The sequence below is a fragment of the Clostridium sp. AF50-3 genome, assembly GCF_003477445.1.
GTDB classification, from domain to species: Bacteria; Bacillota; Clostridia; order Lachnospirales; family Lachnospiraceae; genus Otoolea; species Otoolea fessa.
Genome location: NZ_QUDH01000001.1, coordinates 185,766 through 208,498, shown reverse-complemented (window position 1 = coordinate 208,498; position 22,733 = coordinate 185,766). Strand labels below are relative to the sequence as shown.

At 50.9% G+C, this 22,733-nt stretch carries 20 protein-coding genes and 1 riboswitch; all 20 genes read right to left on the bottom strand.

The genetic code is table 11. From position 1 onward, the window contains the following. Window positions 1–98: 98 nt before the first annotated feature. Window positions 99–3,326: an SNF2 helicase associated domain-containing protein gene (locus DW085_RS00910; RefSeq protein ID WP_118490750.1), complete on the bottom strand. Its 3,228-nt coding sequence runs from the start codon at window positions 3,324–3,326 to the stop codon at window positions 99–101. 22 nt (window positions 3,327–3,348) lie between these two features. Next, entirely contained in the window at window positions 3,349–5,118 is a 1,770-nt protein-coding gene (gene argS / locus DW085_RS00905) for an arginine--tRNA ligase (RefSeq protein ID WP_022358738.1), read from the bottom strand. Window positions 5,119–5,314: 196 nt separating this feature from the next. Beyond that, window positions 5,315–6,091: a peptidoglycan recognition family protein gene (locus DW085_RS00900; RefSeq protein ID WP_118490748.1), complete on the bottom strand. Its 777-nt coding sequence runs from the start codon at window positions 6,089–6,091 to the stop codon at window positions 5,315–5,317. 305 nt (window positions 6,092–6,396) lie between these two features. Continuing rightward, window positions 6,397–6,954 carry an elongation factor P gene (gene efp / locus DW085_RS00895; protein ID WP_022358740.1) on the bottom strand — a complete coding sequence of 186 codons (558 nt, stop codon included), beginning with the start codon at window positions 6,952–6,954 and terminating at the stop codon, window positions 6,397–6,399. Between the two features lie 238 nt (window positions 6,955–7,192). Then, window positions 7,193–7,708 (bottom strand): YqeG family HAD IIIA-type phosphatase, encoded by a 516-nt coding sequence (locus DW085_RS00890; protein ID WP_107000417.1) that lies wholly within the window; start codon window positions 7,706–7,708, stop codon window positions 7,193–7,195. After that, window positions 7,708–8,205 carry a transcriptional regulator NrdR gene (gene nrdR, locus DW085_RS00885; RefSeq protein WP_106999995.1) on the bottom strand — a complete coding sequence of 166 codons (498 nt, stop codon included), beginning with the start codon at window positions 8,203–8,205 and terminating at the stop codon, window positions 7,708–7,710. The genes DW085_RS00890 and nrdR overlap by 1 nt, the downstream gene beginning before the upstream one ends. A 122-nt stretch (window positions 8,206–8,327) precedes the next feature. Further along, complete coding sequence (locus tag DW085_RS00880; RefSeq protein ID WP_106999996.1) at window positions 8,328–8,579, bottom strand: YlmC/YmxH family sporulation protein; 252 nt, start codon at window positions 8,577–8,579, stop codon at window positions 8,328–8,330. An 87-nt stretch (window positions 8,580–8,666) separates the two neighbouring features. Then, a complete protein-coding gene (locus DW085_RS20325; protein ID WP_347474937.1) occupies window positions 8,667–9,251 on the bottom strand; it encodes a hypothetical protein in 585 nt (194 codons plus the stop codon). Beyond that, a complete protein-coding gene (locus tag DW085_RS20320) occupies window positions 9,140–9,589 on the bottom strand; it encodes a hypothetical protein (protein WP_347474936.1) in 450 nt (149 codons plus the stop codon). The genes DW085_RS20325 and DW085_RS20320 overlap by 112 nt, the downstream gene beginning before the upstream one ends. 5 nt (window positions 9,590–9,594) lie before the next feature. Then, window positions 9,595–10,824, bottom strand: a complete 1,230-nt coding sequence (locus tag DW085_RS00870; RefSeq protein WP_118293199.1) for a sirohydrochlorin cobaltochelatase — start codon at window positions 10,822–10,824, stop codon at window positions 9,595–9,597. Between the two features lie 41 nt (window positions 10,825–10,865). Beyond that, a riboswitch (cobalamin riboswitch) is annotated at window positions 10,866–11,043 on the bottom strand. A gap of 297 nt (window positions 11,044–11,340) precedes the next feature. Continuing rightward, entirely contained in the window at window positions 11,341–11,520 is a 180-nt protein-coding gene (locus DW085_RS00865; protein ID WP_118482129.1) for a hypothetical protein, read from the bottom strand. After that, window positions 11,499–12,101 carry a hypothetical protein gene (locus tag DW085_RS00860; protein ID WP_147353565.1) on the bottom strand — a complete coding sequence of 201 codons (603 nt, stop codon included), beginning with the start codon at window positions 12,099–12,101 and terminating at the stop codon, window positions 11,499–11,501. The genes DW085_RS00865 and DW085_RS00860 overlap by 22 nt, the downstream gene beginning before the upstream one ends. Window positions 12,102–12,187: 86 nt before the next feature. Further along, window positions 12,188–12,889 (bottom strand): (d)CMP kinase, encoded by a 702-nt coding sequence (gene cmk, locus DW085_RS00855; RefSeq protein WP_117795616.1) that lies wholly within the window; start codon window positions 12,887–12,889, stop codon window positions 12,188–12,190. 23 nt (window positions 12,890–12,912) lie between these two features. After that, window positions 12,913–14,178 (bottom strand): NAD(P)/FAD-dependent oxidoreductase, encoded by a 1,266-nt coding sequence (locus DW085_RS00850; RefSeq protein WP_118490744.1) that lies wholly within the window; start codon window positions 14,176–14,178, stop codon window positions 12,913–12,915. A 37-nt stretch (window positions 14,179–14,215) separates the two neighbouring features. Next, on the bottom strand, window positions 14,216–14,632 hold the full coding sequence (locus DW085_RS00845; protein WP_227589675.1) for a VOC family protein: 417 nt from the start codon (window positions 14,630–14,632) through the stop codon (window positions 14,216–14,218). Between the two features lie 178 nt (window positions 14,633–14,810). After that, window positions 14,811–16,319, bottom strand: coding sequence for a polyphosphate:AMP phosphotransferase (pap, locus tag DW085_RS00840; RefSeq protein ID WP_118490742.1), 1,509 nt, complete (start codon window positions 16,317–16,319; stop codon window positions 14,811–14,813). Window positions 16,320–16,402: 83 nt separating this feature from the next. Further along, window positions 16,403–16,522, bottom strand: coding sequence for a DUF3783 domain-containing protein (locus tag DW085_RS19460; protein WP_243033891.1), 120 nt, complete (start codon window positions 16,520–16,522; stop codon window positions 16,403–16,405). After that, entirely contained in the window at window positions 16,501–16,902 is a 402-nt protein-coding gene (locus DW085_RS00835; protein ID WP_243033870.1) for a hypothetical protein, read from the bottom strand. Before DW085_RS00835 ends, DW085_RS19460 begins: the two co-directional genes overlap by 22 nt. A gap of 293 nt (window positions 16,903–17,195) precedes the next feature. Next, window positions 17,196–18,311 carry a hypothetical protein gene (locus DW085_RS00830; RefSeq protein WP_118490740.1) on the bottom strand — a complete coding sequence of 372 codons (1,116 nt, stop codon included), beginning with the start codon at window positions 18,309–18,311 and terminating at the stop codon, window positions 17,196–17,198. Between the two features lie 376 nt (window positions 18,312–18,687). Then, entirely contained in the window at window positions 18,688–22,452 is a 3,765-nt protein-coding gene (locus DW085_RS00825; protein ID WP_118490738.1) for a phosphoribosylformylglycinamidine synthase, read from the bottom strand. Between the last annotated feature and the right edge of the window lie 281 nt (window positions 22,453–22,733).

The following is a 22,733-nucleotide window of genomic DNA, read 5'->3' as shown; positions in this document are numbered from 1 at the left end:
CCCAGAATAAAGGCGCTCTTATATGGCAGTATATATGATTTGTATCGTTTCCATTGCTTCACGCTTTTTCCTCCTGCCCGTTATTTCTGCAAATTTTTTTATGGATTCTGTTCAAACAGCTCCATCAGTTCATTCTGGCTCAAATCGCTCAGTGAAACCATTCCCTCTGAAACCACCTGCGCCGCCAGCGCAAGCTTCGCATTCTGCAGCTTCAAAAGATTTTCTTCTATCGTATCCTTTAAGATCAGTTTGTATACCGTGACCGGCTTTTCCTGCCCGATCCGGTACGCGCGGTCGGTCGCCTGGTTCTGCGCTGCCACATTCCACCACGGATCGTAATGAATCACGATATCCGCCGCCGTCAGGTTGAGTCCCGTTCCCCCGGCTTTCAGGGAAATAAGGAACACCGGAACCTCATCCGAGGCAAACGCCTGCACCATCCGGCTGCGTTCTTCCTTCGGGGTCGCGCCGACCAGAAGATGGGACGAAATGCCCTCCTGTAAAAGGCGTTCCCGAATCCGCTCCAGCATCGAGGCAAACTGGGAAAAGAGCAGGATCTTATGTCCCGCCGCAGACGCCGATGCGATCAGCGAAACACAGGTCTCCAGCTTCGCCGATTCTCCCGTATAATCTTCAAAACAGAGTGCCGGATCGCAGCAAATCTGGCGCAGCCGCATGAGCTGGGAAAGCACTTCCAATTTTCCATTACCCGACCACGCGCCGCCAGCCAGCGCCTCTTTCAGTTTCAACGCCGACGCCGTATAAAGCTTCTGCTGCCGCCCCGACGCCGCCGAATAAACGATCCTCTCTTCCTTGCCCGGAAGCTCCCGCAGCACATCCTTTTTCAAGCGGCGCAGGACAAACGGTCCCGTCATCCGCCGCAGTGCCGTCAATGCTTCCGGATCCTGATTTTTCACGATCGGCAGCTCATACCGCTCACGGAACTTCCGGTAACTGTATAAAAATCCCGGCATCAGGAAATCAAAAATGCTCCAAAGCTCGCTGAGCCGGTTTTCCACCGGCGTTCCCGTCAGAGCGAAACGGGCATTCGCCGAAATCTCCTTTACCGCCTTCGCGCCCTGTGTCTTTGCATTTTTAATGACCTGCGCCTCGTCAATAATCTCATATTCAAACGTGCGTCCCAGATACGCCGCCCGATCCCGTTTCAACAGATCATAGGACGTGATGATCACCTGCGCCCCCTCAGACGCCTCCATCCGCATCTGCTCCTCCAGCTGTTCCTGCCGTTCTTTCGCCGTCCCGGCAATCAGAAGCACGCGGATCTCCGGCGAAAACCGGGCAAATTCCTGTCCCCAGTTGTAGACGAGCGACGCCGGGCAGACGATCAAAGACGGAAGAGGTAATTCTGCCCCACTGCCTTCATTTCCAGCCGCTTTCTGCTCGGTTTTTTCCTGATAAAATGCCGTCAGAAGCGCAATCACCTGCAGCGTTTTTCCCAGTCCCATATCATCTGCCAGGATCCCGCCGAAATGATACCGTGCCAGCGTCCGCATCCACGTATATCCGATCTTCTGGTATTCCCGCAGCGTCTTTTCCAGCACCGCCGGAACCGCATAGCTGACACTCTGCGCCGTTTTTAGATCGCGCACCATCATCCCGTAGGCTTCATCCCGCTGAAACAGTTTCATCCTGCCGTCGCCCGAGAGACTGTCCAGATAAAAAGCACGGTAGGCAGGTATCTTCGCCTCCCCCGCCTGAAATTCACTCTTTGTCAGTCCCAGATCCGCAGTCAGGCTGTCAAGCGCCTGCAGGCCGCCGCCCGAAAGCTGCAAAAATTCGCCATTTTTCATGCGGTAATATTTCTTTTTTTGGCGGTATTCACTGAGTACCTGCAAAAGCTCCGCCGGGTCGATTCCCGCCGTCTCAATCTTCAGATCCAGCCAGCCGCCTCCAAGAGAAACCCCCATCGACACTTCCGGCGGGGGCAGGACGCGCAGATGGCGGACAGACTCTGACAGCCATACCTCGCCCACCTCCTGAAACTGCGGCATTCCCTCGCTCAGAACCTGGTACAGCGCTTCTTCATCCCCGCGGATCACCAGCTCGCCGCTCTCATCCTCCCAGTAAGAGAAGTACCGCGTGATCAGGCGGCTGATATAAAATTCCGCCGGTACATCCCGGCAGATCTCCCGCGGAACATGCTCGTCCGCCAGCGGCGAAAACGTAAAATCTCCGTAGGAAAGCGTCGGACGCAGACGCAGCTCGTCCGGCGAATCACTGTCAAACTCAAACCGGGCTTTCAACGCCTCTGGGCGGTATTTCTCCCAATCGATCTCCGGGCTCTGCAAGATCCCAAGTGCCTCCATGCCTTCCAGCACCCGCGCATAAAAGAGCGGAATATCCCGGCTTCCAACCAGCAGCTCCCGCTTCTCTTTCCGGCTTCTGCACTCTCTTCCGCCCTGTTCCATCTGCTCCAGAAAAACGCCCATCGTTTCTGTATACAGTTCACTGCATCCAAACAGATGCAATCCATCTGCCACATACAGACGCTGTTCTCCCCGGAACGAGGTTAGAGCCGATGGAACCGTAACCGCAATTCCATCGCCCCTTGCTTCCACCTCCACCGGGAAACGCGGATCCTTACGCTCAACCCGGCACACGCGTTCAGCACCTTTCTCGTCCTCCGTTTGGACTTCTTTTCCCTCTAAAAGATCAAACAGCCGATCCCTCGCTGCAGATCCCAGCGTTAACGCCCGCATCACCGGAAGCGGCAGCCCCGCATGACCGCGCATCTCCTCATAATGGCGTATGTAGGCGTCCGCCTCCTCCAGCAGAAGATCTAAAAATGGGCGGCTTTCCGGCGCAAAGGCAGACGGGACGTGTTCAAACGCCATGCCTTTTCCGTATTCCACCCGTTTTCCGCTGTGAACCGCCTGTGCAAATTCCAGCAGGTTTTTCACAATATACCGTTTTTCCCGTCCGATCCGTGCCTCCAAAAGCACTTCGCCGCGCCGGATCTGTAAATAGGGATGCAGATAGACCGGTTCCCGCTCTTCCTCGCCCAGAATCCGCGCTACTTCCCGGTTCGTGTACTCCCGGATCATCATCCGGATCTCCGGCGAAGTCGAAACCGGCGGTGTATGCTCGGCTTTCTGCTGGCGGGCAAACGCCTCCTGAAGCGCTTTTGCATGCACGCAGGGACCCCGGAATGAATTTCCCTCCGCACAAGAACAAGAGTAGTCATAGATCTGACTACCCTTGATAAAAATTCTTGTCTGATATACCTTTGTCTCATCCTCAATCTGTCCCTGTACCCGTACTTCGCCCTTCCAAAAGGTATCTACGGACATTTTTATTATTTTCATGAGGATTCCTCCATATTACAGATTACATGTGTTCCGGCGATTCCATTCCGAGCAGATCCATACAGGTATCCAGCACCCGCTTGGTCAGCGTGATCAGACTGATAAAGGCTGCCTGCTTCGCTGCGTCCTCCTCGGAGAGGATCTTATTTTCCAGATAAAATGCATTAAACGCATCCGCCACTGCCGCCATGTATTGGCAGAGCTTATGCGGCGCCGTCTCGTAGAATGCAGATTCTGTCACCTCGCCGAAACGGCAGAGCGCCATCTGAAGTGCTTTCTCTGTCTCGCTCTCAGCCGGACGGATCGGAACCACTTTAGCATCCGCACCGCGCAGTTCCTTGTATTTCTCCAGAATGGACTTGATGCGGACGATCATATACTGGATATGTGGACCTGTATTTCCCTCGAAGGAAATAAAGCGGTCTACATCGAAAATGTAATCTTTGGTCGCCTGATTCGAAAGATCGGCATATTTAAGTGCCGCCAGACCGACAATCTCCGCCGTGCGTGTCATCTCGTCCGCCGGAACTTTCTGCTTCTCCTGAATCTTCTCATATACCTTCTCATCGATATTCTTGATCAGGTGCTCCAGACGCATAACACCGCCCTCACGTGTCTTGAACGGACCACCGTCCTTGCCGTTCATCGTACCGAAGCCCAAGAAGATCATCGGCGTATCTTCTTTGACGATGCCCGCCTTCTTCGCCACACGGAATACCTGGATAAAATGAAGCTCCTGGCGCTTGTCTACGACGTAAATGTAGCGGTCCGGATGGAAATCCTGCTCACGTTCGATGATCGTCGCCAGATCGGAAGTCGCATACAGCGCCGCACCGTCGGATTTGCGGACGATACAAGGCGGATATTCCTTCGCATCCCCTTCCTGTGCGATATCGACAACCAGCGCGCCATCGCTCTCATAGGCGAGACCTTTTTTCTGTAAATCCTCGATCAGTCCCGGAATATATGGCTGCGCATCGCTCTCGCCCTTCCAGAGGTCGAACGATACATTTAAATTGCCATAGTTTTTTTTCAGATCCTTCAAGGACACGTTCATGATGTGCTTCCAGATCGCATGGAACGGTGCATAGCCACTCTGCAGTTTGAAAGTTGCTTGCTGTGCCCGCTCACGGAATGCCGCATCTACCTTGGATTTCGCGCTCGCTGCCGGATAGATATCCTCCAGCTCGGAAATCGTAAACGGCGGCTCCGACGGATACTCGCCGGTATAATCCGGGTCAAAATATACCAGATCCGGCTGACGGTCATGCAGCTCCTCGATGATCAGTCCCATCTGCAATCCCCAGTCACCCAGATGCACATCGCTGATGACATGGTGTCCCATATAGCGGCTGATGCGCTTGATGCTCTCTCCGATGACCGCGGAACGTAAGTGTCCGACATGCAGTGGTTTTGCTACATTGGCTCCGCCGTAATCGATGATGATCGTCTCCGGCTTCTTAGCTGCGTTGAGTCCCAGCTTTTCATCCTCTGCCACCTGCTGTACATAGGATGCCAGGTAGCACGGATTCAGGCGGATATTGATAAATCCAGGCATCACGGCGTTGATCTCAGAAAACATCTTGCTTCCGGCTGTCTTTTCCACCACCTCATTGGCAATATCGATCGGTTTCTTTTTATACGCTTTGGCAGCTGCCATCGCGCCGTTACACTGATACTCGCAGAGATCCGGGCGGTTTGATACCGTCACGCGGATATACTTCTCATCGTACCCGCAGCCGGTAAACGCCGGTTTCAGTTCTTCCACGATCAAATCTAAAATCGTTTTCATACTAGATTCCCTTTCATAATTTATATCGCATATTTTCAAGAATGCCTCTGCATTCTTGTTGCGAGATGCGCGTCATGCAAAGCATGACATATTTCTTTTGCGCATCTTAAGCAATCCTGCCGGAGGCTATATCAGATGGGAGACCCGCTCCCACCACTGATACTAATTTGCTCCTCGCCACCTGAAGAGGTGGGAGTCATCTCTCATCTGATATATCCTTCCGCATTGCCTTTTTCACATCCTTGCGGAACTGCTTCCAGGCATCCTCATGATCCACGAAATACTTCGGGCACGCCTTTCCAGTCACATCATAATGACGGATCACGTCTTTCGGACTTAAATCGAGCTGCTTGCACAGCCATGCAGTCAGTTTTACCAGCGAGTCATACGTCTCGTCTGTGAACTTTCCGTCTGCCGCCGGATGGCAGCACTCAATCGAAACGGTGTCCGCATTCCTCTCATTGGAGGCATATGCCTTCTCCCCGACCGGAACGCACTCAATGATCTCGCCGTCCAGACCGATCACGAAATTGCTGCTGACGGAAACAGTGTTACTGCCGCTCTGATCTTTCAACCCCTCAAAATAATCATGGTTCTGCTGTGCCGTCGTCCCAGGATTGGCCACATAGTGAATCACGATCCCGTTGATGACCGGGATATTCGTCCCCGGTCTGGAATATCGGTTGACCGTGAGAAGCTGCTCATCAACCCAGTTTGGCATCTCGATCGTGGACGGATCGATCAGCTTGCGGATCATTTTCCCGCGCAGTGTCCAGCCTGTTCCCGCACCCAGGAGGAAAATAAGCAGACACAAAAACAGCCGCATCATCACACGGCGCTTCTTCTGCTGCCTCGTCCGCTCCCGGCGGATTGCCGTCTGCCTGCCGGATGTACGCCTCTTCCTGCCACCAGATCTGCGCCCCGGCTCATCCTCTTCCCCCAGACGCAGACGGTCTTCTCTTCCGTTCTCCATATTTATCACTCCCCATGAGCACCGCTCACTCCGAACCTGCTCTCTGAGATGAACCAACGGACGCGTCATAGACGCCTCCCCGATATGTTAAGCAAAAAAACTGTTGTAAAATCTCGACGTTTCCTCCGGATCTTACAACAGTTTCTCTGCTTGCTACTGTTCATGCGCTGCATAACCAGCAAAGGAAAATGCCTGCCACAAACAGTAATCTCTGTTTCCAGTCAGAAACCTGTCAGTGACACGACTGCCTCCCCACAAGGGTACAAACGGTATCGTGAAGACCTTTCTGACGTATATGTTATAACTTAGACTCTGGACAGATATTCACCAGTACGTGTATCGATCTTGATCTTATCGCCCTGGTTTACGAATAACGGTACATATACAGTAGCGCCAGTCTCTACAACTGCCGGTTTGGTAGCGCCTGTAGCAGTATCGCCCTTGAAGCCCGGCTCTGTATCTGTGATCTCAAGCTCTACGAACAGCGGCGGTTCTACGGAGAATACCTTGCCGTTGTAAGAACAGATCTTGCACATCTCGTTCTCTTTTACGAACTTGAGTGCGTCGCCGATTGTCTCCTGGTTTAAAGCTACCTGCTCATATGTGTTTACATCCATGAAGTTGTATAAGTCGCCATCGGAATACAGATACTGCATATCAACTCTGTCGATTCTGGCAGACGGGAACTTCTCGGTCGGACGGAAGGTTTTCTCTACAACGCCGCCATTCATTACGTTCTTAATTTTAGTACGAACGAACGCAGCTCCCTTTCCCGGTTTTACGTGCTGAAATTCCATGATCTGGTATACGTTGCCATCAATCTCCAGTGTGATGCCGTTTCTAAAATCGCCCGCTGATATCATAAATGATGCTCCTCCTTGAAAATACTCGCTTTATCTTTTTTATTTTATACTATAAAATCCTCTTTTTCAACTACTTTTTTGAAAACGCAGGGCACATCATGTCAATTCCGCCCCTTATTTTTCTAAAATTGCCGATATTTTTTCTGAAAACAACTGATTTTCCACCGTTTCCAGCACTCCTGTCAGCATCCGGTTCTGCCGCCTGGCAAGCTCTTTCAAACCGTTCAAAAACACCCGGCTACAAACTTCCGCTATTTTTTTCCTGTCTTCTCACATAGAACCACAGGACAATTTTCTCCAGATACCGCTTTAACACAATCTGGATCTCTTCCTTCGGATTGATCGGCTTTACAAGAATCGAATAGATGCCTGTCCGCCTCGCCCCGTACACATCCGTAAAGAGCTGATCCCCGACAAACATCGTCGAGCGCTCGCCCGTTCCCATCCGACGCATCGCCTGCCTGTATCCGCTGCGCTTCGGTTTTCTGCCCTTGTAAATATAATCCGAACCCACCTGTCCGGCAAACGGGGCGACCCGCGCCTCCTTATTATTCGAGAGCAGACAGGTGTGGAACCCTATCGCCCGCAAACGTTCAAACAGCTGTACTGCCCGCTCGTCCGCCGGGGCACCGTGCGGCACCAGCGTATTGTCAATATCAAATATGATACCCCGCATTCCCTTCTGGTAAAACTGCTCATACGGGATATCATACGCAGAATCCAGCCATTCATCCGGATAAAACGCATTTCCCATCATCTGGTCTCTTCCCCGTTCTTTCCAGGCTCATACGACGGCACATTCCGCTGCTGTATCTTCTGCAGTTCCTCCATAAATGTATCGACGTCTTTAAACTCCCGGTATACCGATGCAAACCGCACATAGGTAACCACATCCAGATCCTTTAACCGCTCCATCACAAGTTCCCCGATCACCGCGGTCGAGATCTCCCGTTCTTCCCGGTTAAATAAATTGTTTTCCACATCGTCGATCAACGCCGAAATCTGTCCCTGAGAGACTGGGCGCTTGTGGCAGGAATGCAGGATTCCTGCCTCTATCTTCGCCCGGTCGTACATCTCCCGGGTATTATCCTTTTTGACAACCATCAGAGGGATCGTCTCAAGTTTTTCATATGTGGTAAAACGCTTTCCACAAGTCTCGCACTGTCTCCGGCGTCTGATAGAACTGTTGTCATCCGCAGGCCGTGAATCGATTACTTTCGTGTCAGCCGCGTTGCAAAATGGACACTTCAATCGCTCTTCCCCTTTTCTGGTTTTATTGATATGCCCCCGCCAGGTTTTCATAACATATCATACTTATTATAATATCGCAGGAAGTGCGCTTCTGCAAGCAGAAGTTTTCCGCTATTCCTTCTTTATTCCTTCTTTTCTCTCTCTTCTTTCAGCCTCACCAGAATAATGTCATCCCCTATCTGGCAGATGTCGCAGAATGGAATTATGTACTCTTTTTCCCGCCCCAGAAAGCCCCAGACACAGCCCGGTCCCGGCACGATGATCGCAAGCATTTTTCCCGTGCTGATGTCAAAATCGACGTCGCCCACAAAACCAAGGCGCTTGCAATCTTTTACATTTATAACTTCCCGCTGTTTGAGTTCACAGATACGCATAGACATAAACCTCCCGGATCCTTCTGTAATCAAAATATGTACAAAAGGACCGGGAGGTTCTTCCTGGACAGGTATTTCTATCTACTTTTATTTCGTAACTTCTGATAACGTCACGCTGTCAAAATGCAGCGTATAATCAATCAGATGCGGCTGGCTCATCGCCACCGTCAAGGCACTGACCGCTACATCCTCATCCAGCGTTACCGGAATCTGGAACTCGGAATTGCCCTCGGTCTGGATCGGATCATACTGCACGTCATCCACCAGCATATACTCATAGTTCGGGCTGCTCCAGACAATATCGGCAGTCACCTTTCCATCCTTGACGATAATGGTCGCCGGGCTGTCCACCGATGCTCTGCCGGAACCTCCCTGCAGGGTTACCTCACAGGTATAAGTGCCGTCTGCCACATCTGCAGTCTGCCCTGCCGGTTTCTGGGCATCTGCCGCATCATCGCTATTCTCCGTCTCGGATGATGCCGCTTCCGCGTCCTCTGCCTCTCCGGAAACCGGATTTTCTACCCTTACTTTGTGGTCGTACCAGGTGCCCTTCTTACCAATCAGAGCCAGGTCAAATTCTTCTCCGAGCGCCGAACCGGCACATCGAAGCCGTTGACCTCCTCGCTCAGACCGTCGCTGTAAGTAACCGTGTCTACGGTTGGCTGCAGCCAACCGGCTTCATCTTCCTTTGCCTCGTCCGCAGTACCCAGATACAGGTTCACGATGTTTTTCGAGGTCAGGCTGATATGAAGTGTCGCCTCGCCATCCTTGACCGTCAGGACGCCTTTTCCATTTTTCGATTCATTGACCTTGAACATGCTGCTGTCCGTCTTAAAATCGACGGTGTAGACGCCGTCTGCAAGGTCAATGCTGCTCTTTTGATCGGCATTCTCGGTTTCTGCGCTCTCTGTCTGCGCCACGGTGTCAGCTGCGTCCTGTTTCTGTCCTCCGCACGCTCCGAGAAAAGCGGCAGCAAGCAGAAGCGCCGCTAAATTTAATTTCTTTTTCATATACATTATTTCACAATAGAATCAATGGCTGTCCGTGTATGAGCAACATAGAATGATTCTACTGCTTTAATTCTGCCCAGACCGGAAATCTGAGTATCTACCTTGTCAAATGCACCTGATGCCTCAAACTGGCTCTTCCAGGAATCCTCGTCATCGCCTGCCATGTCGTTGTTTGCGTGATCACCTGCAACTACCATCAGCGGACGAAGAACGACATTCTTATAACCTGCTGCCTTCACTGCCTCGATAACAGACTCACAGGAGGTCTCTTCCGGCTCGCCCTCTACGGTACCGATAAATACATTGCTATATCCAAGATTCTGCATCTGGGTCTGCATCTGGCTGTAGGTTACCTTTGCAACGTGTGCGGTACCATGCCCCATCAGAACGAATGCAGTTCCCTGATCGGCTGCGTCAGCTGCATCTTTAAAACCAGCTTCCGAAGCTTCTTCTGCTACAACTGCTTTTGCAACTGCCTCTTTATCTGCATTGATAACGGTTGCATCGTCGCCAACCTCACCCAACAGCGGCTCTGCGACAGCTATCTGCTCGAATTTATCCTGATACTTCTCGAGCGCCTCAACCATCTCGTCATACTCAGCACCGTGCATCAGGTGGGTCGGCTGGACAACCAGCTCTTTAACTCCGTTCTCCACGGCGCGCTCCAGTGCCTGATCCATATTGTCGATGCACTCGCCGTCACGAGCCTCAACGTGGTTGATAATGATCTGTGCGGTAAATGCACGGCGGACTGCCCAATCTGGGAATGCATCCTGGATGGAATCCTCGATACTCTTGATATCTTTCACACGGCTGTCGTTGAAGGAAGTACCAAAGCTGACTACCAGGATCTCTTTGTCGCCAATCTCATCCTGATTGCGCGGATCGTCCAGGCTCGCGTCGCCGGTATCACGACCAAAATAATCTGGATCTGCGTTCTCGCCTTCTACCAGCTCCTTCTGCTCGTCAGTCAGGGCATCCCATGCCTCTTTGGCTGCCTTGCACTGCTCATCCGTATCATCGGTGCGCTCCTGTACATAGATGTCATCGATCAGCTTTGCCACCTTATCTGCCGCTTCCTGATCGGAATCGGCGCTCTCAGCTGCCTCGGTCTCTGCCTCAGAAGCCGCCTCCGTCGAGGTTGCCTGGCTGGATGTACTGCCGCCGCAGGCTCCAAGCAATACGGACATCGTAACTGCCGCTGCACTTACAACTACTTTTTTGTTTTTTCTCATGTTTTCCTCCTTGTGTGACTCGCACAAAAATAGTTTTAACCGATATGTTCACGACAGCCGGCAGGTTTCCTGGCTTTCGGGTCATCATGCACGCCGCGCCTTCTCACTTTCGCAATGGCATCTGCAGCGCCACTCTCCGGTTCACAGTGACGAGATCGCACAGGTTTTGCACCTGTTTCCCTTTTACCCCCTGTCCATGCCTGTCAATCCGAGCAATCTGACTGGTCTGGCACAAACAGCGGCACCCACTGCCCATATCAGCTTGTTTCATTATAGATGGGGTATGTTTAAAAGTCAATTTATCCCGGAAATTATATTGAAAAAGAATGTGCCTTGGCACATTCTCGCGCCGAGCGCGGTCGCTTGCGACATGTTTCTGCTTCGCGCGAGTGCGCATCATTGGCACGTTAGTGCCTTTTTGTGCAACAGGGAGTTCCAAGGAATTTCCTGTTACACAAAAAAGCACCTCTCATCCGGATAAAAGGTGCTCTCCTCCTCTTAATGATTTTATATCTTTTATGGCATAAATTTCCGGTAAATCGAAATAATTTTCTCATTCTTCACCGTCACAGCCGTGTTGTATGGCTTAAACTCCCCGATCAGCCGATCACGGATCGCGAATAATTCTTCCGCGGTATACACCTGCGGCGGTGTATCCGGGTCAGAATCATCTGTCAGGACAAAGTTCTCATCCATCTGCAGCGTAACCTCTCCCAGCTATGGTAACTTCTCCCGACTGCCATCTCCGAGCCATAAAAGGAATCCTCCTCTACCATTCTCAGCTCTTCTCCCCCCTGTGCCGGACCGCCATTGATCTCGATCCGCCCAGACTCCTGTCGGTCAATCGAAGTAATGAGACATTCTTTCCCATCGATAAGCAGCGTATCTCCCGCCTGCAGTTCATCGATATCTGCCTTATGAAAATGCTCATAGTCATAGACCGTCAATGTGATGATAACATTGCTTTCATCCTGATGGATCTGCTGCGGTTTGAACCCAGCTGCAAAGGTACAGTTGTCAAAATGCGTCATATTGAGGGTTTCCCGGACTGGTTCAACCGTGAGCGGTTCCGTCCGCTCAGTTTCCTGCGTTTTATCCCGTTTGGGCTGCTCCTGCGCCTGATCATTTTCAGCCACAGCCTCACGGATCGCCCCCTGGCTCTCCTCATCGACAGCCCCTTCCTGTGTGGCTGTCTCCGATGCCGCGCCCGCACAGGCGGTCATCCATACACTCATCCCAAGTGCTGCGGCGATCCATGTTTGTTTCAATCGTCTCATGTTTGCTGCCGCCCCTTTTCGGCTTCTCCTTTTTCCTGGCATTTTCGTAACTGTTCAGTACCTTCACAGTCACGCGCAAAAATCCATCAAAAATTGCCTACGGCAATGGGATTTTTCTGCTTTTTCTTCGCCGCCTCAACCAACTTCTCCATCTCCCGCATTACCTCTTCAAAATTCAACGCAGAAGTATCCAGTAAAATGGCGTCCTCCGCCTGCTTGAGAGGCGACAATTCCCGGTGCATATCGCGGTAATCGCGCTCGATGATATCCTGCTCGATCGCCTCCAGGGAACAGCTTTCCCCGCGTTCGGTCAGCTCTTTATAACGGCGTCCAGCTCTCACACGGCTGCTCGCGGTCAGATATACTTTCAGGGTCGCATCCGGCAGAACCGCCGTTCCGATATCCCGGCCATCCATCACGACATCCCGGCGTCCGGCTAATTCACGCTGCAGCTCCACCAGTTTTTTGCGGACCGGCGCATAGACAGAGGTATTCGAAGCCATATTTCCAACCGCCTCCGTCCGAAGCTCGCTGCTGACATTCTCCCCATTTAAATAAACCTGCTGGATCCCATTTTCATATTCCAGTGAAATGGAAACCGTCTCACAGGCGCGTCCGATCGCCGCCTCATCATGGCTGTCGATGCCCTGGCGCAGAAAATACAATGCCATCGCCCGGTACATCGCCCCCGTATCTACATAAATATATCCATAATCTTCCGCCAGCTTCTTTGCCACTGTGCTCTTCCCAGCCCCGGCTGGTCCATCAATCGCTATATTAATCGGCATTTCGTTTCCCCTTTTTCATATCGTTATAATTCATGATTTTCCGCTGCGCTCCGTCCTGCCAGCACACCGGTCGACCACGCAATTTGTAAGTTGTAACCGCCCGTGACTGCATCGAGATCCAGCACTTCCCCGGCAAAATAAAGCCCTGGAAGCTTCTTCGACTCCATCGTGGATGGATTCACTTCTTTTACCGTCACACCGCCCTGGGTAATGATCGCCTCATTGAAACCTCGCAGCCCGGTCAGCGTCAGTGTAAAATGCTTTGTCACCTCCGCCAGCCGTCTCCGCTCTTCCTTCGTCACGGCGTTGACCTGCTTGTCCGGCTCAATGCCGCTGCGGCGAATTATGACCGGTATCAGTTTTGATGGGTACAGATGGTTCAGCGCATTTTTAAACTGTTTATTCTTCTCCGCCTCAAAATCGCGCAGAATCCGCGCATCGAGCTGTTCCATGGAAAGCGCCGGTTTCAGATCGATCATCAGAGTCAGCGGACCCTTTTTCAGTTTTTTCGCCGCATAACTGCTGGCACTCAAGAGTACCGGACCCGAAACGCCGTAATGGGTAAACAGCATCTCACCAAATTCACGGTAAACCTCTTTCTTTCCATTTAAAACAGCAGCTTCCACGTTCCGCAGGGAGAGTCCCTGCAGCTCCTTCACATCTTCCTTCGTCTCAAACGGAACAAGCGCCGGCGAAAGTTCCGTCACCTTGTGCCCTGCCGCCTCCGCAAACCGGTAACCATCGCCGGTTGAGCCGGTCGTCGGGTAGGACAAACCGCCCGTCGCCACGATCACTGCATCCGCAGCTATGTAGGAGTCTTTTTTCCCACGCTCATTACCGCCCTGCGCCAGAATCACACCTTTTAATACACCATTCTCCAGCCACAGTTCCCGGACTCCCTGATTCAATTCTACTTTCACGCGCAGTTCCCGCAGCCGTCTTGCAAACGCCGATGTCACATCCGATGCCCGATCAGACACCGGAAAGACACGGTTGCCGCGCTCCACCTTAACATGACAGCCGTTCGCCTCCAGAAAATCCTTCATATCCTGGTTACTAAAACCGTAAAATGCACTGTATAAAAAGCGGCTGTTTGTCACAACACTGTCAAACAGACCTTCCATATCACAGTCATTCGTCACATTGCAGCGCCCTTTTCCTGTAATATAGATCTTTTTTCCCAGTTTCTCATTCTTTTCATAGATCGTTGCCGCGCAGCCATTTTCCGCCGCCGCAATCGCAGCCGCCATGCCGGCTGCCCCGCCGCCGATCACGATTATTTTTTTCATATTGCTATCCTTTTCGTTTTTATATCGCCTGGTGCTATCAATCCTGTACCAGGTGGATCGCAAATCCGCCGACTTCTTCTTTAAAATAGGCGAAAATACAGCGACCCTGCTCATCAAAGCGCTTCGTCTCTTCCCGAAGCGTCATACCGCGGTTCACAAAGTATCGGATCGCCGCCTCGCAATCATTTACACCAAAGCCAATATGGCCGTAGGTTCCGTGGCTCTCCACCTTCATATTTTCCGTCAGGTCACCGCTGAACACCGCTTTCTCCGTCTCGCGCGGCATCAGCCCCATCAGGCGCGCCAGTGTCTCAGCAACCTCCCAGGCCTCGTCTTCCGATTTTGTATTGATTCCCACGTGTTTTACGTGCATATGAAATAATTCCATCGGGGTTGGATCCCCCGCATGCTCTGCCATAAATGCTAGTGTGCGCTCTTTTGCTGTCTGCTCCATTTTGTCCGCTTCCTTTCTATCGCTACATTTAACGCAAAGTTTACACAAATGTTTGTGTTTTTCAAAATTGCCGTCTTTTTCTTTAAATATTGATTTTACTGTATCTTACGAAGAATTGCAACCGCGCTTCTTCATATTTCCACACATGATTACCAAATCGGCCGTCCGCTTCTTTCTATCACTTACGCAGCTTTTTTACCTCACGGATCTTCTCCTCCATCGCCTCCACAACCGTTTCCAGCACCTTGACGCGCGCGAAATATTTGGAATTTCCTTCTATGATCGTCCACGGGGCATAGGTAGTAGAGGTCCGCACCAGCATCTCATTGACTGCCTGCTCGTATGCGTCCCATTTTTCACGGTTGCGCCAGTCTTCGTCCGTGATTTTCCACTGTTTTGCCGGATCCTCCATGCGCTCCTTAAAGCGGCGTTCCTGCTCATCTTTATCAATATGAATCCAAAATTTCACGATCACCGCGCCAAAATTCGCCATGTGCTCTTCCATCTCATTGATTTCCTGATACGCCCGTTTCCAGTCCGCCTCACTGCAGAAGCCCTCGATCCGCTCCACCATCACGCGCCCGTACCAGGTGCGGTCGAAGATCGCAATATGCCCCGCTTTCGGCATCTCCCGCCAGAAACGCCACAGATAATGGTGTACTTTCTCCACATCATTCGGTGCCGCCGTCGGATTGACCTTGTAGCCGCGCGGATCCAGATGGCTTGTCAGGCGCCGAATCGCACCGCCTTTTCCCGCCGCATCCCAGCCTTCAAAGCCGATCACCACCGGAATCCGCAGCCGGTACAGCTCGCAGTGCAGCACCTCCAGCTTTTTCTGCAGCTTATCCAGACGTTCCTTATATTCCTCGCGCGTCAGCGTTTTCGTCAGATCCACGCCGGAAAGCACGCCATTTTTAAACCGCTCATCTGGAAGTTTGACCGGCGGATGCACCGCCCCTTCCCCGTATTCCATTCGGCGGCGGTTCAGCTCATACTCCAGCCGGTCTGTGACGGTGGATAAAATCTTGACTGCCGCATAATTTTTATCAGTCGCTTCCACGATCGTCCACGGCGCGTAGCCGGTATCCGTCCGCTGCAGCATTTCCTCGTTCATTTCCAGAAATGTATCGTAATCCTTGTTGCGCTTCCAGTCCGCCTCCGTCACACGCCACGCGGTCTCTTTGCTTTCTTCCAGCCGTTTAAAGCGTTTTTTCTGCTCGTCCTTGGAAATATACAGAAACAATTTGATCAGAATCATGCCGGAATCTGCCAGCTGCCTTTCAAATGAAAGGATATCCCTAAACGCCCCGTTTAGCTCCTGCCGCTTCGTCTCTTTGTCAAACCGGTCAACGGTAACCTTATCGTACCAACTCTTGTCAAAAATCATCATTCGCCCGTCTTCCGGTGTCTTCGTCCAATACCGCCAGAGAAATGGACGCATCCGTTCCTCTTCCCCCGTCTCCCGGCTCGCATAAACATCAAAGCCGCGCGGATCCAGCGGCTGGATCAGGCGGTTGATCTGCGTTCCCTTACCGCCTGCCCCGAATCCGTCAAATACGATGACAACCGGGATCTTTTCCTCCTTACAGGCGCGCTGCAATTCTCCCAGCTTCACATCCATCTCTTCCCGAAGCTTCTTGTAGTTTTCCTTATCCACTGATTTATTCAAATCAACTTTTTCCAGCATCTTTCCACCTCCACATCAAGCAGTAAAATGACCTTTCAAGCCCGCTCTTTCCTCCTGAACACCCTTTCACCAATCCCATGGCATCACAATGATTCGTCTTTACCTTTCCCCGTCATCATCTTATGCTCTTTTTTGATCTCTTCATATAATTGTACCGAATCCCACTTCATATTATACGGTGTCAGGACTGCTTTATAATCGATCCGTCCGACTCCCTTTTTTCGGAGTGCATAGATAAATGCATCGATCTGGCGGAAGAAAAGCCTGCCATGATCGCCATCTCATCCGAGAAATCCATTTTCCTGGAAGAATCATTCTCCGGCACTTCTCGCTGCAGCCTCCCGTCTGCCTGTTTATGAGCGGTCCCTTCTTTTTGCGTTTCCTCCCCGGTCTCTATTGCCTGTCCGGCTTCCTTGAGGACATCCTCATCCAGTCCTTTCACGCCAGCCAGCACGCCCACCGGCAGCCCGTACTCCTCCTTTTTCACTGCCCTTAAACGGAATCCCAGCGGCATAAGCGCCTGCTGCACCTTCATTTTTCTTTTGGAATCAGTAAAATTATACAATAATACGGTTGGTTTCATCGTAATTTATCGGTTCTCCTCTCTGTTTCTTATTCCCGCCTCATCAATTCTCCGGCTTCTCAATATGATTCTCTATTATATCCTTTTTCTCCCCTTCTGTGCAAGAAAAACAAAAAATGGCACAACACTTCCTCGTAAAGCAAAAAGACAGCGGCATCAGCCACTTGCTTTCGCTCGTCCGCTGTCTGCCGCTGTCTGATTTTTATCTCAGTCGAGAAGACTCCCACCTCTTCAGGTGGTGATTAATAGCAAATTTGTCTCAGTGGGAGTTGGATCTGCAGCCAGATACCTCCTTAGTGAAGAACACCATTTGCATCCGCTACCATACCGTTCGGAGCTACCATGTTAGTCCAGAGTGCTCCGCTATTCAGGTCAAACAGATACCATGCACCATCGATGAACTGATAGCCTGTCTTTCTTGCACCGCGAGTGCCGTCGGATACCGGATTCAGATAATACTTGTACGGTCCAATCTGCTGCCAGCCGGTCATCATTCTGCCTCTTGTACCATCGGATACCGGGTTTAAGTAGAACCAGTTATTATCCGTATAGATCCAGTCTGTATCCATGAATCCGTTTGCATTCAGATGATACCACTCATTATCAACATATACCCAGTTATTCTTAACCGGTACACCATTGATGTAGTAAGACCAGCCGTAAACGCTGTTTACCCACTGACCATTCGCATTTGCCGGAGTGGAACCACCGGAAGAGTTATTCGAAGAATTACCGGTCGGAGGTGTACCTGTATACACATCTGAAGAATTCATATAATATTCATCGGACTCATCACTCCACTCACCCTTGTCGCTTCCATCAACCGCGCGTACCTTAAAGGTATAATCGCCGGATTTCGTCATGTACGGGTAGAAATTGTAGCTGCTGCCTGTGGTTGTAACAGTCGTTACGGTAGAACTGTTGCGGTATAGCTTAACTTCATACTTGCTTGCATCCGATACACTGTCCCAGGTTGCGGTACGATTGCTCCAGCTAAGATCCTCGACCGTATCCAAATCGCCGTCAACAGCTGACATCGTAATCTTAACTTTCCACTCGCTCTTATCGCCAGATCGCTTCGTAACTTTGTAAGCCGACTTGGTTGCAGAAAGCTTTGTGCCGGATAACTGATAACCGTCCTTTGCCTCGATCGTCAGGTAGATGACCGGCTTATCACCTCTCTCCCACTCGCTGTCGTCATTGTCAAACTCCTGCTCGGTAATCTCAACATTACCCTTCGTAACTTGTACATCCGGATCCCCGATGCTGTCGCCCGCTTCCGGTTTCGCATTGACACGGAACTTAACTTCCGAGATCTTTTTGTCAGCCGCGTATGCCGGAATACTCATCGCCAGTGCCGCCATGATAGCAAGAGCGGAAACCGCCGCTGCCTTCAGGTTATGTCTCATATCCCATCCTCCTTTTTTAATGTACTCTCGCGTACAAACTCTTGTTTCCATTATAACAAACATATCTGCCTGCGTCAAAATAAACTGTCGGTATTTTCAAAATTTTTACCTTGTTTTTTGAAGTAAATGTCTGTTTTCTGTTATTGACAGGATAGCACACTTTTATTACCTGAGAATAACTTTTTGTTTAAGGTTTTCTGACATTTTCGTCAATGATAAAATTTATATCATAATTGCTATTTTCTGTGACATAAAAAGAATGTACCTTTTTGTGTGATGGGGAATTCCAAGGAATTTTCTATCGCACAAAAAATAGACCGGGGCAGATTTCTGCGGTCCGGTCTATTTCTACCTTGCTTAAAAGCAGGTGTTCATTTTATTTGAAATACTCCACACCTGAAGCAAACAGCTGCATATCCTGATTTCCATAGATATTCATGCCTGTATCGCTCCAGCAGCGCTCGTTGTGACCCATCTTACCAAGAATACGTCCATCCGGGCTTGTGATACCCTCGATGCACTGGTAGGAACCGTTCGGGTTCCACTCCTCGCTGACGGATAAGTTTCCGTTCGGATCGCTGTACTGGATCGCGATCTGACCATTTGCGCGAAGTTTTGCAAGCCACTCCTCGTTGGCTACGAAACGTCCTTCACCATGGGACATCGGATTGCAGTATACGCCTCCCAGCTCTGCTTTTCTGAGCCACGGGGACAGGTTAGATACAACCTTTAAGTATGCCATGCGGGAAATGTGGCGTCCAATGTTGTTGGTTGTCAGAGTCGGGGAATCTGCTTTCTGCGGCTCAATCTTGCCTCCGGTTAAAAGTCCCAGTTTGATTAATGTCTGGAAGCCATTGCAGATACCCAGTACCAGGCCATCCCGGTCATGAAGCAGTTTGTCGATCTCCTCCATCATCGCCTCGTTGCGGAATACCGTAGCGAAGAATTTAGCCGAACCATCCGGCTCATCACCTGCGGAGAATCCACCCGGGAACATGATGATCTGGGATTTCTTGATATCCTCTTTGTACTGCTCGATGGAAGAACGGATATCGGATGCATTCTGGTTGCGGAATACACGCACAATCGTCTCCGCTCCGGCTGCCTCAAACGCTTTCGCGCTGTCCAGCTCGCAGTTGGTACCCGGCATTGCCGGAATAAATACGGTTGGTTTTGCCACTTTATGTTTGCATACATATACCTTATCGGTATTGTAAAGTGTCTCTTCTGCTGCCTTCATCGGTGCGCCAGAAGCGGTCGGGAACACTTTCTCCAGGGTTCCGGTCCATGCTTTCAGAGCCTCTTCCATAGAGATCATGGTACTGCCATACTCGAAGGTTCCCTTGTCGGTTACCTCACCGATCACAGTGTACGGGATGGACAGCTCGCCTACCTTGCCATCCGGAACCTCGCAGACGATATTGCCCCAGCCAGCGGCGAAGAAGTCTCTCGGATCTACATTGTGCTCAATCTTTACGCCCAGGCGGTTACCAAATGCCATCTTGCTGACAGCCTCTGCCACACCGGCACCCTCAACCGCATATGCGGAAATAATCTTTCCAGACTCCATATCGCGGTAGATTTTCTCGTAACCATCCATGATCTGGCTGTAAACCGGCAGGTCATGTGCATCTTTCTCGATGGTAAAGAGAACAATCTTGTTGCCCGCTTTCTTAAATTCCGGAGATACCACGTGTTTGGTATCGGAAATATCAACTGCAAAGGAAACCAGTGTCGGCGGTACATCGATTTCTCCGTGCTCTTCATCATAGAAGCTGCCGGACATACTGTCCTTGCCGCCGATGGACGGAAGTCCAAATCCGAGCTGCGCACTGTAAGCACCGAGCAGAGCGGAGAACGGTGTGCCCCATCTCTTCGGATCTTCCGTCATACGTTTGAAGTACTCCTGGAAGGTAAAGCGGATCTTGTGGAAATCACCGCCGTTTGCCACGATCTTAGCAACAGAATCCAGCACTGCGTAAGTAGCGCCGTGGTACGGGCTCCAGCTGGACAGGTACGGATCATAGCCGTAGCTCATCATGGTAACAGTATCGCATTTGCCCTCGCTCATCGGCAGTTTTGCCACCATCGCCTGTGTCTCGGTCATCTGGTGAACGCCGCCATATGGCAGGAATACACTGCTTGCGCCCACGGTGCTGTCGAACATCTCAACCAGACCCTTCTGGGAGCATACATTTAAGGAAGAAAGCATGGACAGCCATTTTTCTTTGACATCCTTTACTTCCTGTTTATCAAATACATTGCCTTCCCTGGTCGGAACCTCAACGGTAACGGTTGTCTCCTGATGAGCACCGTTGGTATCCAGGAATGCACGGCTTAAATCTACGATCGTCTTGCCTCTCCAGTTCAGAACCAGGCGCGGGGACTCGGTAACAACGGCAACCGGAACTGCCTCCAGGTTCTCTTCTGCTGCATAAGCAAGCATCTTATCAACATCTTTCGGGTCTACCACCAGAGCCATACGCTCCTGTGACTCGGAAATCGCAATCTCCGTTCCGTCCAGACCTGCATATTTCTTCGGAACCTTGTCAAGGTCAATCTGAAGTCCGTCAGCTAACTCACCGATCGCTACCGACACGCCGCCGGCGCCAAAGTCGTTACACTTCTTGATCAGACGGCTGACCTCTGGGCGGCGGAACAGTCTCTGTAATTTACGCTCGGTCGGTGCATTGCCCTTCTGAACCTCTGCGCCGCAGACCTCGATGGACTCCTCGGTATGTACCTTGGAAGAACCGGTTGCGCCGCCGATACCATCACGGCCGGTACGTCCACCCATCAGGATGATTACATCGCCCGGATCGGAAGTCTCACGGATGACGTTTTTGCGCGGAGCTGCTGCCATAACAGCACCGATCTCCATACGTTTTGCCACATAATTTGGATGATAAATCTCTTTTACATAGCCGGTAGCAAGACCGATCTGGTTACCGTAGGAGCTGTAGCCATGTGCTGCATCCTTTACGATGCGCTTCTGCGGAAGTTTGCCGTGCAGTGTCTCCGACATCGGACGGGTCGGATCAGCCGCACCAGTCACACGCATAGCCTGATATACATAGGTACGTCCGGAAAGCGGGTCACGGATAGCACCGCCTAAGCAGGTGGCAGCGCCGCCAAACGGCTCAATCTCGGTCGGATGGTTGTGGGTCTCATTCTTAAAGTTTACCAGCCACTCTTCTTCCTTGCCGTCGATGGTAACCGGAACTACGATACTGCACGCATTAATCTCCTCAGACTCCTCCAGATCCTCCAGCTTGCCTTCACGGCGAAGCTTCTTCATAGCGAGAACAGCCAGATCCATCAGGCAGACAAACTTGTCATCGCGATCTTTGTAGAGAACCTCGCGATCTGCCAGGTACTGTTTGTAAGAAGCTTCCATCGGCTCATTGTAATCGCCCTTTGTAAAGGTAACGTCCTTTAACTCAGTCTGGAAGGTCGTATGACGGCAGTGATCGGACCAATATGTATCCAGCACGCGGATCTCGGTCACAGACGGATCTCTCTTCTCTTCGTTCTTAAAGTAGTTGTGGATATGCTCGAAATCCTTGAACGTCATCGCAAGGTTCAGGGAATCGTAGAGTTCTTTTAACTCTGCCTCGCCATAACCGCAGAAGCCATCGAAAATCTTGACATCCTCCGGCTGCTCAAATACCGTTACCAGCGTTTCCGGCTTTGCGTTGTTATTCTCACGGGAATCCACCGGGTTAATGCACAGGGACTTGATGCCCTCGATCTGCTCCGCGGTCAGTGTTCCGGAAATAACATAAGTTGTCGCGGAACGGATCACCGGATTTTCCTCTTCATTCAGAAGTTTCACACACTGTTCTGCGGAATCGGCTCTCTGATCGAACTGTCCCGGCAGGAACTCAACGGAAAAGATCGTATCGCCTTCCTTGGACGGGAATGCCTCCTCATAGACAAAATCAACCGGCGGCTCAGAGAAGATCGTAATCAGCGCTTTCTGATATGCATCCTCCGATACATCCTCAATATCATAGCGGATCAGTACGCGGACATCGGTGATCGTGTCGATCCCCAGATAGCTTGCGATCTCCTCTTTCAGATCGTGAGCCAGTACGGCAAATTCCGGTTTTTTCTCAACGAAAATACGTCTTACGCTCATGTTTTCCTCCTGTTTTTTCGTATTTTAATGTTTCATGTTCTGTAAAATACATTCATTTTTTAGCATAAAAGGCAAATGCCTTCTTCTAGCATCTGCCTTTATCATACACAATTTTTATAGATTAGTAAAATTAATATATTTAATATTTTTTATTAACACATCTTATTGATTACTGTTCACGCATACGTGCCCAGTAACGGAATTTGCCGTGGCTTCGCATTTAAATACGGCAAATTCCTGCTACCACCACGTTTTCTTACGGCACTTTCGGTTCCAAAAGT